Genomic DNA, 15436 nt, shown 5'->3' on the forward strand with positions numbered 1-15436 from the left:
CGTACCCTTCTCGGCATGGGACTGTTCACCGTCGAGGAGGCACGCGCGGAGCTGGACCGGCTGCGGCCGGTGCTGGACGAGCTGGTCGCCGTGCGGGCCGACGCCGCCGAGCTCGGCGCGGCGCTCGCCCCGGGCGGGCCGCCGACGCCGCTGGGCGGGCTGCCGGAGTGGAAGGCGGCGACGGCCCGGCTCGACGAGCTCATGACCGCCGTCCAGCAGACCGGCGCCGAGCTCAAGGGCCTGGCCCCGCTGCTGGTCGACTTCCCCGCGGACCTCGATGGTGTCCCGGTACTGCTGTGCTGGCTGGAGGGCGACCCCGCCCTCGCCTGGTACCACCGCACGGACCTCGGCTTCGCCGGCCGCCGCCCGCTGCCGTGACCGCTCCTGCCCGGCGCCCCGCCGGCTAGCCCGCCGCGTCGCCCGGGCTCGCTGCGCGGAGCGGCAGGGTAGGGGTGCGTGATCCCGGCCCCAGGACCCCGGGCCAGCGTCTGGCAGTCGAACATATGTTCGAGTATCCTCGGCGGTGGCTGGTCGTTGTACGGGTCGGACGGCGCTCGAAGTGGTGGTGAAGGATGCCTGGGATCGTCGGGTGGATGCCCGCGCGCAATGCACGGCACGGCTATGCGGTGCGCCTCGACTGGGCCGACGCCCGCTCGGGCGGCGTGTTCCACGACTTCACCCGGTTCACCCCGAGCCGCTTACGCGCCGAACGCCGGGCGGCGAGCGCCCGCCACTACTGGGCGCCGGGCCCGGTCCGCCCGCTGGCGGTGACCGTGGTCCCGATCGACCGCCCGGCCTACCGCGACCACGACCGCGAGTGCTTCTCGACGCACTGCCCGACGACGGCCCCGCTGCTGGGCCTGACCGCTTCGGACGCGGCGACCCCGGCCGGCCACCCGCACTCCTGACCGCCCGCGACGTGAGCGCCCGCGGTCAGGTGGCGGCGGTCGTCTCGGCGGCCGGCCGGCGGGCCGGGTCGCCGAAGCGCATGCGGAAGTCGGTCGCGGCCATCGACACCAGCGGGCGGCGGCCCGACAGGAAGCCCAGGGGGCCGTCCGCGGCCACGTCCCAGACGACGCGGGTCGTGCCGTAGCGGGCCGTCGAGCGCACCGGCGTGACCTTCGGGGCGCCCGCCAGGGCCTGGGCCACGCGGAACGCCACCGGGAGGCGGAACGGCAGGTGCGGGCCGTTGTGGATGGCGGCCGACGCGATCGGGCCGGACCGGGTCTCGGCGGTCGCGGCCGCCGTGGTCACCGTGAGGTCGGCCAGGTCCTTCGGGATGCCCCACAGCTCGCGGCCGCCGTCGCGGGAGTCGACGCTGTCGACCCAGATGTGGCTGATCGTCACCCGCGGCCGGGCGCCGGACCGGGTGAGGGTCGCGGCGAGCAGCTCCCGGTATGACAGGTCGCCCCCGGGCTGGTAGTCCACCCAGGCGGCGCCGACGACGGCCCGCGAGCCGAGCCGCACCACCCGGACCGGCCCGTCGAGCCCGGCCGGCAATTGGGGCACCACCGCCGCGGGCACCAGCCACACGGACACGTACATGTCGCCGCGCAACGACCACGGCTCCGGCGGATACGACATGATCTGCCCCCATCCGGTGAGTACTGCCGTCACCATCAGCGTAACGCTGTCACCTCCGCCAGGCGGGTGGCCAGGAACGCGCGTTCGACGTCGTTGGCCGTCAGGGCGATCGCCTCGCGGTAGGCCTCGGCCGCCGCCGGGTAGTCGCCGAGGCGGCGGAGGAAGTCGGCGCGGGCCGCGCTCAGGTAGCCGTACGTGGCCAGGGACGGCTCCGCCAGCAGCCGGTCCAGCGCCGCCAGGCCGGCCCGCGGGCCGTCGCGCATCCCCAGCGCCACGGCGCGGTTCAGCGCCACCACCGGGGACGGCCACAGGCCCAGCAGGACGTCGTAGAGGCCCGCGATCTCGGTCCAGTCCGTCGCCGCCCAGGACGGGGCCTCGGCGTGTACCGCGGCGATCGCGGCCTCCACCGCGAAGCGGGTCGGCGGGTGGTTGCGCAGGGCCGCCGTCAGCAGGCGGGTGCCCTCCGCGATGCGGGCCGCGTCCCAGCGGGAGCGGTCCTGCTCGGCGAGCAGCAGGAGCCGGCCGTCGGGGGAGACCCGCGTGTCGCGGCGGGCGTCGATGAACAGCAGCAGGGCGAGCAGTGCCGTGGCCGCGGGCTCGCGGGGCATCAGGCGGTGCAGGGTGCGGGCCAGGGCGAGCGCGGCGTCGGTGAGGTCGCGGCGGACCAGCTCGGGGCCGGTCGGTGCCGCGTGACCGGTCGTGTACACCAGGTGTACCACCTCCAGCACCGCGTCCAGGCGCTCGGCCAGGCGGTCCGGCGGCGGCACGCGGAACGGGATGCGGGCCGTGGCGATCTTCTTCTTGGCCCGGGTGACCCGGGCGGCCATCGTCGGCTCGGGCACCAGGAACGCCCGCGCCACCTCCGCCGTCGACAGGCCGCACACCAGCCGCAGCGTGAGCGCCACCTGCGCGTCGCGGGACAGGGCCGGGTGGCAGCACGTGAAGACGAGCCGCAGCGGGTCCTCGGCGCCGGCCGGGCCGGCCTCGGTGACGAGGAGCGGCAGGGCTCGGCGCAGCGTCGACTCCCGCCGGAGTACGTCGAGGGCCCGGTGCTTCGCAACCGTCGTGAGCCACGCCGCCGGTCGCGCCGGCACGCCGCTGTGCGGCCAGTTCTCCAGGGCCTTGGCGTACGCGTCCTGCGTGCACTCCTCGGCCAGGTCCAGGTCCCGCGTCAGCCGCGCGGTCGCGGCCAGGACCCGCCCCCACTCCCGCCGATGCGCCTCGGCCACCGCCGCCGCGACGGCGTCAGCCATGGTCGACCACGGGGCGGATCTCGACGCCGCTGTGGCCGGCCGTGACCTCCGGCAGGCGGGACGCGAGCGCGATCGCCTCGTCGAGGTCGGGCGCCTCGATGAGGTAGAAGCCGCCGAGGGCCTCCTTCGTCTCCAGGAACGGCCCGTCGGTGACCGTGGCGCCGCGCAGCGACGTGGCCGTCGACGCCGGCTCCAGCTCCTCCCCGCCGAGCACGGCCGGGCCGGCCGCCGCCCGGAACCCGAGGTGGCCCTCCTCCAGCCGCTGCCGGTCGTGGGCCGTCATCGCCGACCACTCGCGCTCGTCGCCGTAGATGAGGATGAGGTACTTCGCCATGGTGCGTCCCGTCGTGCCGGGGCCCGGCGGGCCCGTCTGCCTACACGACGACTCAACCGCACCCGGAATCGACACGCGGACCGGACGAGTTTCGCCGCCCGGCCGGTACGGTGCCCGGGAAATGGTTCCCTTCGACCATTCCGCGGCACTCGCCGGTCGCCATGAATCGCTTTCCGGAAATCGCTCTCCATCGAAACATCGACCACAATCAGGCCTTGACTTCCTCCGGACGGCCGCTGGTACGGTGCCGTGAGAGAGCGCTCTCTGAATCCGCCAGTTCGACCGCCATAAATTGGCGGCCGGCCCCACATGCCCGCCTGAGCGCGCCGCACACGCGCACACGACGATGACCCGGGTGGGCATCCGCCCAGAGGAGCATCATGCACGACACCCCACCGCACCGGACCCCGTCCGGGCGCACCGGCCGGGTCCGCGGCTGGACCGCGGGCCTCACCGCCGCGGCCACGCTCGCCCTGGTCGCCGTCACCGCCGTCGCCTACGCCGGCACCAGCGGGTCCGACGCCCGGGCCGGCGCGCTCGCGGCCGCCGCGGTGCCGGCGCCGCCCCCGGGATTCCAGCTGACCTGGAGCGACGAGTTCAACGCCGCCGCCGGCACCGGCGTCAACACCGGCACCTGGAAGTACGACACCGGACCGGGCAGCAGCTTCGGCACCGGCGAGATCGAGACCATGACCAACAGCACCGCCAACGTCTTCCACGACGGCAACGGGCACCTGGTGCTGCGCGCCCTGCACAGCGGCACCGACCCGCGGGCCGGCTGGACCTCGGGCCGCATCGAGACCCAGGCCGCCACGTTCGGCGCCGAGGCCGGCGGCGTGGTCCGCATGGAGTCCTCGATCCAGCAGCCCAACGTGACCACCGCCAACGGCGCGGGCTACTGGCCGGCGTTCTGGATGCTCGGCTCGACCCTGCGCACCGGCACCCCGTGGCCGACCAGCGGCGAGGTCGACATCCTGGAGGACATCAACGGGCGCAGCTCGGTCTTCGGGACGCTGCACTGCGGCACCAACCCCGGCGGCCCGTGCAACGAGTCGACCGGCCTCGGCAGCGGCGAGCGCGCCTGTGCCGGGTGCCAGACCGGGTACCACACCTACGCGGTCGAGATCGACCGGTCCAAGTCGCCGGAGGAGATCCGGTGGTACCTCGACGGCGCCAACTACTTCACCCTGCCGGCGACCCGCGTGGACGCCACCACCTGGAACAACGCCGTGCACCACCCGTTCTTCATCATCTACGACCTGGCGATGGGCGGCGGCTTCCCCGACGCGTTCGGCGGCGGCCCCAACGCCAGCACGATCTCCGGCGGGCAGCTGAACATCGACTGGGTCGCCGTGTACAACAAGGGCCCCGGCAGCACCACCCCGCCGGGCACCAACATCGCCCAGGGCAAGCCGACGACGGCCAGCTCGCAGGAGAACGCCGGCACCGCCGCCGCCCTCGCCACCGACGGCAACACCGGCACCCGCTGGTCGAGCGCGTTCAGCGACCCGCAGTGGCTGCAGGTCGACCTCGGCCAGTCGTACAACCTCACCAACGTGACGCTGAACTGGGAGGCCGCCTACGGCCGCGCGTACCAGGTGCAGACCTCGCCGGACGGCGCCACCTGGACCACGGTCGCGTCGACCACCACGGGTGACGGCGGCATCGACTCCTACACCGTGTCGGGCGCCGGGCGGTACGTGCGGATCTACGGCACCCAGCGCGGCACCGCCTACGGGTACTCGCTGTGGGAGCTGTCGGTCGCCGGCACGCCCGGCACCGGCGGCGCCACCCTGCTGTCCCAGGGCCGCGCGACGACGGCCAGCTCGCAGGAGAACGCCGGCACCGCGGCGGCCCTCGCCACCGACGGCAACACCGGCACGCGCTGGTCGAGCGCGTTCAGCGACCCGCAGTGGCTGCAGGTCGACCTCGGCGCCGCGCACAGCATCAGCCGGGTGGCGCTGCACTGGGAGGCCGCCTACGCCCGGGCGTTCCAGGTGCAGACCTCGGACGACGGCACCACCTGGACGACGGTCTATGCCACGACCACCGGCGCCGGCGGCACGCAGAACCTGACGGTCTCGGGCTCCGGCCGGTACGTGCGGGTGAACGGCACCCAGCGGGCCACGGCGTACGGCTACTCACTATGGGAGTTCCAGATCTACGGCACCTGACCCGCCCCGTCCGCCCCCTCCGCGTCGATCTTGCACTTGTGGTGCCCGGACACTCCCTGAATGCCCGGGTTTGTCAGGCACCACAACTGCAAGATCGACGCATCAGGGGGCGTGGCGGAAGGCGGCGCGCTCGCGGCGGGCGAACGGGCGGCGCAGGAACAGCTGCCACCCGATGCGCAGCGGGTGCGCCGCCGGCAGCATCCGGTCGAGATAGCCCGGCGGCACGTCGTGCAGCGCCCAGCCGACCACCTCGGCGATCTGGCGCGGCGACTTCGACTGCTGGAAGTACGTCCGCTCGATGTGATGCCACTCGGCCGGGCTCAGCAGGGCCTGCATCAGCTCCAGCGCGTCGCGCTCCTCGTGCGCGAGGTGGGCGTGGAGCCGCTCGCGGGCCGCGACCACCCGCACCTGCAGCGCCGCCCACGCGTCCGCGTCGGCGGCGGCCGCCATCCGGGCCATGCCCTCGGCGACCGCATCGAGCAGCGGGTCGATGCCGTGGTGCTCCTCCTCCATCGCGGCCAGGGTCGCCCGGCCGGCCGCGTCGGCCTTCGCGGCCAGGGCGGGCCACAGCCCGGCGTCCTCGCCGGTGTGGTGGTCGTGCAGCACCCGGCGGAACAGGTCCCACCGGCGCTGGAGGGCCTGCCAGGTCGCCCGGTCGGCGACCGGCGTGGCGGCCACCGCGGCGACGAACCGGTCGAGGTCGCGGCGGAAGGCCCAGTGCATGCCGTACATCCCGGTCAGGTCGAGCGGGCCGCCGGGGGCCGCCGCCTGGCCGGGCAGCCGAAGCTGCTCCTTGGTCTGTGTCATGCCCCGAGCCTCGGCGCGCCGCTTGAGGCGGGCTTGAGGCCGGCTGGGCGGCGCACCTCAAGCGCGCGCCAAGCGCCCGCCCGCACAGTGTGCGCACCTGACCTTTGAAGGAGCGATCACGATGACGGTACTGGTGACCGGCGCGACCGGCAGCATCGGCGGCGCGGCCACGGCCGCCCTGGTCCAGCGGGGTGCGCCGGTGCGCGCCCTCGTCCGCGGTACCCACCGGGCGGCGCTGCTGCCCGCGGGCGTGGCGGCGGCGGTCGGCGACCTGCGCGACCCGGCGGCGGTCGAGGCCGCCCTCGCCGGCGTCACGGCCGCCCTCTACGTCTCGCCGCACGACCCGGACGAGGAACGCCTCGCCGAGACGTTCGCCGCGGCGTGCGAGCGGCTCGGCGTGCGGCTGGTCTTCGCGGGCGTGGTGACCGACAGCCTGTTCGTGCGGACGCTCGTCGGGCTGTTCCTGCCGCACTACCGCGGGAAGCTGCGCATCTCCCGGCGGATGGCCCGCTCGTCGGCGCGCCCGGTGCTGTTCGGGGTGAGCAACTACTACCAGAACGACGAGATCGTGCGGGAGGACATCCTGACCGGCACGTACCCCCTGCCGGTCCACGGCTCCGGGGTGAACCGCGTCGACCTGCGCGACGTCGGCGAGCTCATCGCCCGGGCGCTCACCGAGCCGGAGTTCCCCGGCGGCATCCACGCGCTGTGCGGCCCGGCCTCGATCGGCGGCCCCGAGTCGGCGCGGACATGGACCCAGGTGCTCGGCCGGCCGGTCCGCTACGCGCCCGAGGACTGGCGGGCCGCCCTCGGCCGGCAGCTCAGCGGCCAGAAGCTCGACGACTTCCGCCACACCTACGGCTTCCTGGCCCGCCGCGGCATGCCCACGACGGCCCGCGAGGTCGCGGTGATGACCCGGCTGCTGGGCCGGGCGCCGCGCCCCTACGGCGACTACGTCCGCGACACCGCCGAAGCCTGGCAGGCCGTGTCGTAGCCGGCGCGGGCGGCTCGGTGACCGGGCGCCCGGTCACCGAGCCGGGACCGGGCCGTCAGGCCGTGAACAGCAGCGAGACGTTCTGGCCGCCGAAGCCGAACGAGTTGCACAGCGCCGCCGGGACCGGGCCGCGGCGCGGCTCGCCGCGCACCACGTCCAGGTCGACCTCCGGGGCCAGGCGCTCCAGGTTGAGGGTCGGCGGGATCACGCCCTCGGTGACCGAGAGCAGGGTCAGGATGCCCTCCACCGCGCCGGCCGCGCCGACCAGGTGGCCCAGCGCCGACTTCGGCGCGGTGAGCACGACGTCGCCGCCGAGCGCGCCGCGGATCGCGGCCGCCTCGCCGACGTCGCCGACCACGGTCGACGTGGCGTGGCAGTTGACGTGGGTGACGTCGGCGGGGGAGAGGCCCGCGTCGGCCACGGCCCGCAGCATCGCCCGGATCTGGCCCGCGCCGCTCGGGTCGGGCCCGGTGATGTGGTGGGCGTCGGCGGTCACGCCGACGCCGGCCAGCCGGCCGAGCACCCGGGCGCCCCGCTCCTCGGCGAACCCGGCCCGCTCCAGCACCATGATGCCGGCGCCCTCGCCGAGCACGAACCCGTCGCGGTCGGCGTCGAACGGCCGCGACGCCCGCTCCGGGTCGTCGTTGCGCTTCGACAGCGTGCGGGCCTGCGCGAACCCGGCCAGGGTGAGCGGCGCGATCGCCGCCTCGGCGCCGCCGGCGATGACGACGTCGGCCTCCCCGGCGCGGATGAGCCGCACGGCGAGGCTCAGCGCCTCGGCGCCCGACGCGCACGCGGACACCGGCGTATACACACCCGCCTTGGCGCCGAACTCCAGGCTGACCCAGGCTGCCGGCCCGTTGGGCATGAGCATCGGCACGGTCAGCGGCGACACCTTGCCCGGCCCCGACCGCTCGATGACGTCGTCCTGGGCCAGCAGCGTCGAGACGCCGCCGATGCCGGTGCCGACCGCCACCGCGAGGCGCTCCGGGTCGACGCCGGGCGCGCCGGCCTGCGCCCACGCCTGCTGGGCGGCGACGAGCGCGGCCTGCTGACAGCGGTCCATGCGGCGGGCCTGGACGCGCGGCAGCAGCGTGTCCGGCGGGGTCGCCATCGGCGCGCCGATGCGCGCCGGGAGGTCGTCGTGGAACTCGTAGTCCTTGACCAGGTCGTCGATGCGGCGGACGCCGGAGCGGCCGGCGAGCATGCCGTCCCACAGTGCGGGGACGTCGGCGCCGAGCGGGGTGATCGCCCCGAGCCCGGTGACGACCACGTCTTCCTTCCGGGGGTTTGCCATAGCTTATTTGTATCGCATACAAATAAGGGGTGTCCATCGCGGAGCCGGCGCGCGACCGGGGCCGGCGCACCCGGGCGCGCATCCTGGAGCGGGCGGCCGAGCTGTTCGCGGCCGACGGGTATGCGGCCGTGAGCGTCGCCGGCATCGCCGCCGCGGCCGGCGCCCACCCGCACCAGATCACCTACTACTTCGGGTCGAAGGACGCGCTGTTCGTGCAGGCCGCGTTCCTGGTGCTGCTGCGCGACGCCCGCCGGCTGGAGCCGATCGGCCTGCGCCGGCGCACCCCGGCCGCGTTCCGCGCGGCCCTGGCGCGGGCGGCGTTGAGCCTGCCGTCGGTGCCGGCCGTGGTGCAGGCCCTCGCCGTCGCCCGGATGCGCCCCGAGCTGCACGCCCTGGCCCAGCAGCAGCTGGCGGTGCTGTTCCGCCAGGCGGAGCGCTACCTCGACGCGGTGCTCACCCGGCGCGGCTGGACGATCGACCGCCCGCCGGCGGTGGAGGCCCGCACCTTCTGGAGCGCCGTGCTCGGCGCCCGCCTGGTCTCGGAGTCCGGCTACGGCGGCCACTCCGACGACATCGACCTCGCCGGCGTCCTCACCGTCCGTGCGGAGACGCACTGACGCGCCGGTACCCTCCCGCGTCGATCTTGCAGTTGTGGTGCCTGGATACTCCCGCATCGCCCCGGTTTGTCAGGCACCACAACTGCAAGATCGACGCAGTTGGCTAGCGGCCGCGCATCGCCCGCAGCAGCGGGATGGCGGCGATCTTCTCCTCGGTCAGCTCGTCCCAGCGGATCCCGCCGGCCGGGCGCGGCCCGCGCACGGGCCGGCAGTCGATGATCCGCTCCGGGGTGACGACGAGGTCGACCGGCGCGTCGTGCTCGGTGGTCGGGATCGCGCCGGCCGGCCGGACCTGCAGCTCGTGCACCGTCGTCACGACGAGGGTGTGCGGCCCGACCAGGCCGGCCGCGGCGGCCAGGGCGAACTCGAGGTCGGCGAACCCGCCGCCCTTGCCGAGCCGCGCACCGTCCTCCCCGGCGGCGACGCAGCCGGTGACGACCAGGTCGACCGGGGCGAGGCCGGCCACCGCGACCCGGCGGGCCGAGCGGGTCGCCCCGCTGATCGACGCCGCGGTCCGCGGCTTGTCGGCGAGGTGCGCGGGGTCGAGCAGGAAGAACGGGTCGGCCTCGGCGAGCCGCGGCACCGCCATGTAGACGACCTTGCCGTCCTCGAGGGCGCGCTGGCGCACGGGGAGCTGGGCCGAGTCGGGATTGGCCTTGACGGTGCCGGCGGCCGCCCACTCGGCCGTCCCGCGCAACCGCTCGGCGGCCGCCTCGGCGCCGGTGAAGTTCGTGATGCGTCCCTTGGCGCCGGGGAACCGCGCGACCCGCGCCGCGGTCAGCGCGGCCCACACCTCCTCGCGCAGCGCGGCCTTGGCGGCGAGCAGCTCGGCCGGCCCGCCGGCGTCGTGGTCATGGCGGGGCGCACGTCTCGGCACGCCCCCACCCTACGGCCGCGGGCCGCGACCGGCCGCTCAGGGCCGCAGCTGCCGCTGCAGGACGACCGCGGTGACCAGCACGGCGGCGCCGAAGACCGCGACCACGGTCCCGGGCGGCCACACCTCGGCCAGAGCGCCGCCGGCCACCAGCGTCACGCCCTGCGTGGTCGCGATCCCGGTGAGCAGCAGCCCGAACCCCTGCCCGCGGGTCTGCGCCGGCACGGCCGCCAGGAACCGCCGCTGCAGCCCGAGGTGGTAGGACATGCCGGCGAACGCCAAGAAGCAGGCCACGGCCGCCGGCAGCACGGGCGGGCCGGCCGCGAAGAGCAGCAGCGGCGCCCCCAGGAGCAACGCCGCCGGCAGGGTCAGCCGGTCCTGCCGCTCGGGGGTCAGGAACCGGCCGAACGTCAGGTCCCCGACCAGCATGCCGGCCGCGCCGGCCCAGAACAGCGCGCTCGCGAGGGCGGCCGGGCCGTGGGCGGCGGCGTACGGCACGAAGGCGCCCTCCGCGCCCGAGGCGGCGGCCATCGGCAGCCAGTGGGCGAGCAGCAGGCCGCGGACCGCCGGGTCGGCGAGCAGCCGCCGGTTCGTCCGCCACGTCTGCCGCCAGGCGGCCCCGTCGGCCCGGCCCCGGGGCGGGCGGGCGCGCAGGGCGGCGCTCGCGAGGGTCGCGCCGGCGGCGAGCGCCGCGGCGACCCACAGCGCGGTGGCCGGGCCGGTGACGCTCAGCAGGACCCCGCCGGCCGCGTACCCGGCGAGCTGGGTGACGTAGCCGGTCGCGTTGTAGACGGCGCGCCCGAGCACGTAGGCGTCCTCGGGCAGCAGGTCGGGCAGCAGCCCCGTGCGGGCGGCGGTGCCGACCGGCAGCACCGTGCCGAGGGCGAGCATCACCAGCAGCATCACGGCCGGCGAGAGCAGTCCCGTGGCCAGGACCGCGAGCGTGGCGGCCTGCAGCGCGCCGACCGCGGCCAGGGCGCGCCGCGGCGGCAACCGGTCGGCGTGCGCGAGGAGGAAGACCGCGCCGACGAGGTACGGCAGCGAACCCGAGGCCAGCGCGAGCCCGCTCAGCAGCGGTGAACCGGTCCGCTCGAACACCAGCACGGCGAGCGCCACCACGGTCAGGGTGCTCGCCAGCGCGGTGCCGGCGAACCCACCGAGCACCACGACGTACTCGCGGTGCCGCAGCAGCCCCCGGACCGTTTGCATCGACGCGATCCTATCGGCTCCGCGGTGGGCCATGATCGTGGGAACGTGCTGGCCGTCCCGACGACCAGATGCTTCCCACGATCATGCGGGGCGGCGGGCGAACACCAGCGCGCCCGTCGCCGGCTCGGCCGGGTCGAGGAGCCACTCGGCCTCGACGGCGAAGCCCGCTTCGCGCAGCCAGGCGGACACCTTCGCCGGTGAGCGGCGGTGGACGTACACCCGCATCGGCAGGCCGCCGTAGCCCTCGGTCTTCAGGCGGGTGCTGTCGCCGGCATGGAAGCCGGCCAGCAGGACGCCGCCGGGGCGCAGGGCGCGGTGGAAGCCCTCGCACACGGCCGGCATCAGCTCGTCGGGGACGTGGATGGTCGACCAGTACGTCAGGAGGCCGGCCAGCGACCCGTCCTCCAGCGCGAGGCCGGTCATGTCGCCCGTCTCGAAGCGGGTGCCCGGGTGCGCCCGGCGGGCCAGCTCGACCATCGCCGGGGACAGGTCGATGCCGAACGCGTCGGCGCCGAGGCCGCGCAGGTGCGCGGTGACGTGGCCGGGGCCGCAGCCGACGTCGGCGACCGGGCCGGGGCCGGCGAGCGCGGCGAAGAGGGCGAGGGCGGCGGTGAGATACGGCTCGCGCTCCAGCGAGTCGCGGACGAGCTCGGCGTAGTTGCCGGCGACCGTGTCGTACGAGGTGCGGGTGTCGTCCAGCCAACCGTCCACGATCCGCCACCCTACAGCGGGTGCATCGGCAAGGTGACAGTGCCGTGGCGGGCGTCGGTCAGAATGGATGGCTCCGACCCCCCGATCGCGACCCGAAAGAGTGCGAAACGATATGCGTGCCCCCCGGACGGTTGTCACCGCCACCCTGACGTTGCTGATCGGCGCCGGTCTGGCCGCGTGCTCGTCGCAGGCCGACGAGCTCGAGCAGCAGCTGAGCAAGGCCGGCTACACGAACGTGTCGGCCGAGGCCGACTACGACACCACCACGAAGAACGGCAAAAAGAAGAAGAAGCTCGACGACTACGAGGCCACCGCCAAGGCCGGCAGCTGCACGGTGGAGGTCGAGCAGGACTCGGGCGACCACGACTACGTCATCGAGACGGTCAACGGCAAGGACGTCAGCTTCACCAACCTGACCGCGTCCGCGCTGATCGCCGAGCTGGGCAAGCAGGGCGTGCGCTGCTGACCGTGCGCGTCCTCTGCTGCGGGGCTGAGCCGGTGGCGGGCGGCCCGAAGGGAAGGGAACGGCCGCCCGCCACCGGGGTCCGTCACGCCGCGGGCTCGCCGGACGGGACGGGGAGCGCGGTGCTCAGGGCCGCCGGCACGCCGAAGTTCGGGGTGCCGTCGGCGTTCCAGGTGAACTTCTGCGCGCGCGTGCTGCGGTTCATGTCGCAGCCGCCGCTCGCGGAGCTGTTCGCGTGGTACACGATCCAGTCCTCGGTGCCGTCCGGTGACTTGAAGAAGCCGTTGTGGCCCGGCGCGTACACCCCGTTGGCGTTGGAGCGCTGGAACACCGGGTTCGGCGACTTCACCCACGACGACGACAGCAGCGGGTCACCGCCGTTGTACGTCAGCATGCCCAGCTTGTAGTCCGGCGTGGAGCAGTGGCTCGCCGAGTAGACGATGAACGTCTTGCCGCCCCGCTGCAGCACCTCCGGGCCCTCGTTCACGGAACCGCCGATGGTCTCCCAGGAGTACGTCGCCGTCGAGAGGGTCCGCCGGGTGCCGCTCGCCGTCCAGGGGTTCGACAGCGGGCGGATGAACATCGGCTGCGCGCCGTTGTAGAAGGTGCCGAGCAGGTACAGCTGGCCGTTGAGCTGCAGGATGCTGGCGTCCAGCTCCCACGTGTTGTCGGCCGTCGGGTCCAGCATGTCGGCCTTCCACGAGTACGGGCCCATCGGGTCCAGCCCGGCGCTCTCGAGGACGTGGATGCGTTGCGTGCCGAGGTTGTACGGCTCCTGCCCGGCGGTGTAGTAGAAGTACCACCGCTGCCCGTTGGGACCGTTGAGCAGGTGGAACTCGGGCGCCCACATGGTGCCGGCGCCGTTCGGGCGGGTGAGGTTGAAGATCACGGTCTCCGGGGCGCTCTTCAGCCCGGTGAGCGTGGTGGCCTTGCGCATCGTGATGGTGCGGTTCCACGTCGTGGCGGCCAGGTAGTAGTAGCCGTTGTAGTACGTGAGCCACGGGTCGGGGCCCTGCGGGTCGAGCGGGTTGGTGAACGTTCCACCGCCACCGCCGCCGGTCCCGGGGTTGTACCCCGCCAGGCGCCACACGCGGCTCGTGGCCGTCGTGCACGGCAGCTGCACCAGCAGCGCGTTCTGGGCGGTCGAGTCGCCGGCTGGGGCGACGCACTTGCCCGAGTGGACGGCCACCAGGTTGAACGTGTTCGTGGCGCCCGAGACGGTCACCGGCTGCAGCCGGAACTGCTGGTTGGTCTGGCTGTTGCAGGAGTACTGGATGATCTGCGCGTTGTCGGCCGTCGACACGCCGCTGACGTCGAGGCAGCGGCCGGCCGCGACGGTCGCGACCGTGTACGTGTCGGTGGTGCCGGCGACGGGGTTGAAGGTGAAGTTCTGGCTCGTCGCCGACGTGCAGCTCTGCTGCTGCAGCTGCAGGGCCTGGGTCGACGCGCCGCCGGGGACCGTGGCGCAGCGGCCGTTGGCCTGGTTGACGGCGGTGCTCGTGAACGTCACCGGAGCGGCGGACGCGGGGATGGCGGGCAGCAGGCCCGCGACGACGGCCGTGACGGCGATGAGCACGCCGGACGACCTGCGGACTTTCCCGGATGGCATGGCGGATACCTCCCTGAAAACCTTTTCGGAATAGTTGCAGCGCCATTTCCTCGTGTCAATGCTGTGACATGGAACATCGGCACCCGAAAACATTTCGGCGTGTGACGTTCCGCCGGGGCCGCGCGTGTTGCTGGTATGACGACGATCCATACGCTGGACGGCGTGCCCGCGCCGCCCGCGACCTCCGACCGGCCACCGGAGTTCGCCGACTGCTACGCGGCGCAGTTCCGGGTCATCGCGGCCCAGCTCGCCGTGTACCTCGGCAGCGTCGAGGAGGCCCAGGAGGTCACCCAGGAGGCGTTCACGCGGGCCTGGTCGCGCTGGAGCCGCATCGCCCACTACGACGACCCGGGCGCTTGGGTGCGCCGGGTCGCGTGGAACCTGGCGACGAGCCGGCTCCGCCGGGCCCGCACGGCCCTGCGGCACTGGCGCGGCCAGCGCCTCGAGCTCGTCGCCGGCCCCGGCCCGGACCGGGTGGCCCTGGAGGCCGCCCTCGCCGAGCTGCCGCCGAACCAGCGCCGCGCCGTCGTCCTGCACTACCTGGCCGGCCTGCCGGTCGCCGAGATCGCCGACCTGTGCCGGGCGCGCGAGGGCGCCGTGCGCACCTGGTTGTACCGCGCCCGCCAGACCCTCGCCCGCCACCTGGAGGTGTCCGACGATGCCTGAGCTCGACGACCGCATCCGCACCGCGCTCGGCGCCCTGGCCGAGCAGGCCGAGCGACAGCTGCACGCGCCCGGCGCCGCGGCCGCGGCCACCGCGGGCCACCGCCGCCGCCTCGCCGGGGCGGGCGCCGCCCTGGCCCTGCTCGCGGGGGCCACCGCGACCGGCGCCTGGACCCTGTCCGACCGCCCGGCCGAGGTGGCCGCCTGCACCCCGGCGGAGGTCACGGCCTTCCTGCCGATCTACGGCGAGGAGGAGGCGAAGGCCGCGGTCGGGTCGGTCCTGTACGCCTCCCCGGAGGTGACGTCGGTGGTCTTCGAGTCGCGCAGGGAGGCGTGGGAACGCTTCAGGGTCGAGTTCGCCGACACGCCGGAGCTGGTGAACGCGACGACGGAGGACCAAATCCCGGCCTCGTGGCGCTTCACGCTGCGCTGCACGACGGACTTCCCGCCGGTCAAGTCCCGGTTGCTGGAGTCCACGCGCATCGTCGACGTGATCTGCCAGCGCTGCGAGCCGTCGCCCACCCCGACCCGCTGAGCGGTCAGCGGGAGTCGCGGGCGTGCGGCTCCGGGAGGGCGAACGGGGCGGCGGGCCGCCCCGGCCCACCAGTTCGGTGGCGATGGTGTCCGCGACCAGCGTGCCGTCGCGGTCGAGCAGCGCGTGAACGGCGTCGTACACGTCGGTCACCATCGCGGCGGCCCGGTCGCGGTCATGGCCGGGCCGGTGTCACACAGTGCCTGACGGGCCGCGGCCAGGAACCGCTCCGGGTCGGTCACCACCACGTCCCGGCGGGTGCGAACACTGATGACCATGCCAGCACGCGGGGCTACGGAATCGGTCATGCCGACG

General features: G+C 74.5%; 18 protein-coding genes. 8 read left to right on the plus strand and 10 right to left on the minus strand.

Annotated features, from left to right (window positions below):
- The first annotated feature begins 15 nt into the window (after nucleotides 1–15).
- Together IEZ31_RS31965 and IEZ31_RS31970 are read left to right on the plus strand one after the other, a co-directional pair.
- On the plus strand, nucleotides 16–378 hold the full coding sequence (locus tag IEZ31_RS31965; RefSeq protein WP_190253759.1) for a DUF2203 domain-containing protein: 363 nt from the start codon (nucleotides 16–18) through the stop codon (nucleotides 376–378).
- Nucleotides 379–593: 215 nt separating this feature from the next.
- Nucleotides 594–908 (plus strand): hypothetical protein, encoded by a 315-nt coding sequence (locus IEZ31_RS31970; protein WP_190253760.1) that lies wholly within the window; start codon nucleotides 594–596, stop codon nucleotides 906–908.
- A gap of 25 nt (nucleotides 909–933) precedes the next feature.
- Here the strand turns inward: IEZ31_RS31970 and IEZ31_RS31975 are convergent, their stop codons facing one another.
- The 3 genes from IEZ31_RS31975 to IEZ31_RS31985 are packed head-to-tail and all read right to left on the minus strand — an operon-like array spanning nucleotide 934 to nucleotide 3171.
- The gene (locus IEZ31_RS31975; protein WP_190253761.1) at nucleotides 934–1620 is read right to left on the minus strand and encodes an acetoacetate decarboxylase family protein; all 687 of its coding nucleotides are present in this window, start codon (nucleotides 1618–1620) and stop codon (nucleotides 934–936) included.
- The gene (locus IEZ31_RS31980) at nucleotides 1620–2837 is read right to left on the minus strand and encodes an RNA polymerase sigma factor (protein ID WP_190253762.1); all 1218 of its coding nucleotides are present in this window, start codon (nucleotides 2835–2837) and stop codon (nucleotides 1620–1622) included. Before IEZ31_RS31980 ends, IEZ31_RS31975 begins: the two co-directional genes overlap by 1 nt.
- Entirely contained in the window at nucleotides 2830–3171 is a 342-nt protein-coding gene (locus IEZ31_RS31985; RefSeq protein ID WP_190253763.1) for a YciI family protein, read from the minus strand. Before IEZ31_RS31985 ends, IEZ31_RS31980 begins: the two co-directional genes overlap by 8 nt.
- Before the next feature lie 380 nt (nucleotides 3172–3551).
- Between IEZ31_RS31985 and IEZ31_RS31990 the strand changes: the two genes are divergently transcribed.
- Nucleotides 3552–5345 (plus strand): galactose-binding domain-containing protein, encoded by a 1794-nt coding sequence (locus IEZ31_RS31990; protein WP_190253764.1) that lies wholly within the window; start codon nucleotides 3552–3554, stop codon nucleotides 5343–5345.
- A gap of 102 nt (nucleotides 5346–5447) precedes the next feature.
- Here IEZ31_RS31990 and IEZ31_RS31995 read toward each other — a convergent pair whose 3' ends face one another.
- Nucleotides 5448–6152: a hemerythrin domain-containing protein gene (locus tag IEZ31_RS31995; protein ID WP_190253765.1), complete on the minus strand. Its 705-nt coding sequence runs from the start codon at nucleotides 6150–6152 to the stop codon at nucleotides 5448–5450.
- Nucleotides 6153–6273: 121 nt separating this feature from the next.
- On the opposite strand from IEZ31_RS31995, the gene IEZ31_RS32000 reads away from it, so the two are divergent.
- Nucleotides 6274–7146, plus strand: coding sequence for an SDR family oxidoreductase (locus IEZ31_RS32000; protein WP_190253766.1), 873 nt, complete (start codon nucleotides 6274–6276; stop codon nucleotides 7144–7146).
- Nucleotides 7147–7201: 55 nt separating this feature from the next.
- Here the strand turns inward: IEZ31_RS32000 and IEZ31_RS32005 are convergent, their stop codons facing one another.
- Nucleotides 7202–8443: a beta-ketoacyl-[acyl-carrier-protein] synthase family protein gene (locus IEZ31_RS32005; protein ID WP_190253767.1), complete on the minus strand. Its 1242-nt coding sequence runs from the start codon at nucleotides 8441–8443 to the stop codon at nucleotides 7202–7204.
- Between the two features lie 29 nt (nucleotides 8444–8472).
- On the opposite strand from IEZ31_RS32005, the gene IEZ31_RS32010 reads away from it, so the two are divergent.
- Entirely contained in the window at nucleotides 8473–9060 is a 588-nt protein-coding gene (locus IEZ31_RS32010) for a TetR/AcrR family transcriptional regulator C-terminal domain-containing protein (RefSeq protein WP_190253768.1), read from the plus strand.
- Between the two features lie 103 nt (nucleotides 9061–9163).
- On the opposite strand, the gene IEZ31_RS32015 is transcribed toward IEZ31_RS32010, so the two are convergent.
- From IEZ31_RS32015 to IEZ31_RS32025, 3 genes are all read right to left on the minus strand, one after another.
- A complete protein-coding gene (locus IEZ31_RS32015) occupies nucleotides 9164–9937 on the minus strand; it encodes a 5-formyltetrahydrofolate cyclo-ligase (protein ID WP_190253769.1) in 774 nt (257 codons plus the stop codon).
- Nucleotides 9938–9973: 36 nt separating this feature from the next.
- Complete coding sequence (locus IEZ31_RS32020; RefSeq protein WP_190253770.1) at nucleotides 9974–11143, minus strand: MFS transporter; 1170 nt, start codon at nucleotides 11141–11143, stop codon at nucleotides 9974–9976.
- An 81-nt stretch (nucleotides 11144–11224) separates the two neighbouring features.
- On the minus strand, nucleotides 11225–11854 hold the full coding sequence (locus tag IEZ31_RS32025) for a class I SAM-dependent methyltransferase (protein ID WP_229836021.1): 630 nt from the start codon (nucleotides 11852–11854) through the stop codon (nucleotides 11225–11227).
- 112 nt (nucleotides 11855–11966) lie between these two features.
- Here IEZ31_RS32025 and IEZ31_RS32030 point away from each other — a divergent pair, with 112 nt between their 5' ends.
- Nucleotides 11967–12320, plus strand: coding sequence for a hypothetical protein (locus IEZ31_RS32030; protein ID WP_190253771.1), 354 nt, complete (start codon nucleotides 11967–11969; stop codon nucleotides 12318–12320).
- Between the two features lie 82 nt (nucleotides 12321–12402).
- Here IEZ31_RS32030 and IEZ31_RS32035 read toward each other — a convergent pair whose 3' ends face one another.
- Nucleotides 12403–13926 (minus strand): family 43 glycosylhydrolase, encoded by a 1524-nt coding sequence (locus tag IEZ31_RS32035; RefSeq protein WP_190253772.1) that lies wholly within the window; start codon nucleotides 13924–13926, stop codon nucleotides 12403–12405.
- A 135-nt stretch (nucleotides 13927–14061) separates the two neighbouring features.
- On the opposite strand from IEZ31_RS32035, the gene IEZ31_RS32040 reads away from it, so the two are divergent.
- Nucleotides 14062–14592, plus strand: a complete 531-nt coding sequence (locus IEZ31_RS32040) for an RNA polymerase sigma factor (RefSeq protein WP_190253773.1) — start codon at nucleotides 14062–14064, stop codon at nucleotides 14590–14592.
- Nucleotides 14585–15124, plus strand: a complete 540-nt coding sequence (locus IEZ31_RS32045; RefSeq protein WP_190253774.1) for a permease-like cell division protein FtsX — start codon at nucleotides 14585–14587, stop codon at nucleotides 15122–15124. The genes IEZ31_RS32040 and IEZ31_RS32045 overlap by 8 nt, the downstream gene beginning before the upstream one ends.
- A gap of 146 nt (nucleotides 15125–15270) precedes the next feature.
- Here the strand turns inward: IEZ31_RS32045 and IEZ31_RS32050 are convergent, their stop codons facing one another.
- Nucleotides 15271–15429 (minus strand): hypothetical protein, encoded by a 159-nt coding sequence (locus tag IEZ31_RS32050; protein ID WP_190253775.1) that lies wholly within the window; start codon nucleotides 15427–15429, stop codon nucleotides 15271–15273.
- Nucleotides 15430–15436 lie beyond the last annotated feature (7 nt).

The organism is Dactylosporangium sucinum, from assembly GCF_014647515.1.
GTDB lineage: Bacteria > Actinomycetota > Actinomycetes > Mycobacteriales > Micromonosporaceae > Dactylosporangium > Dactylosporangium sucinum.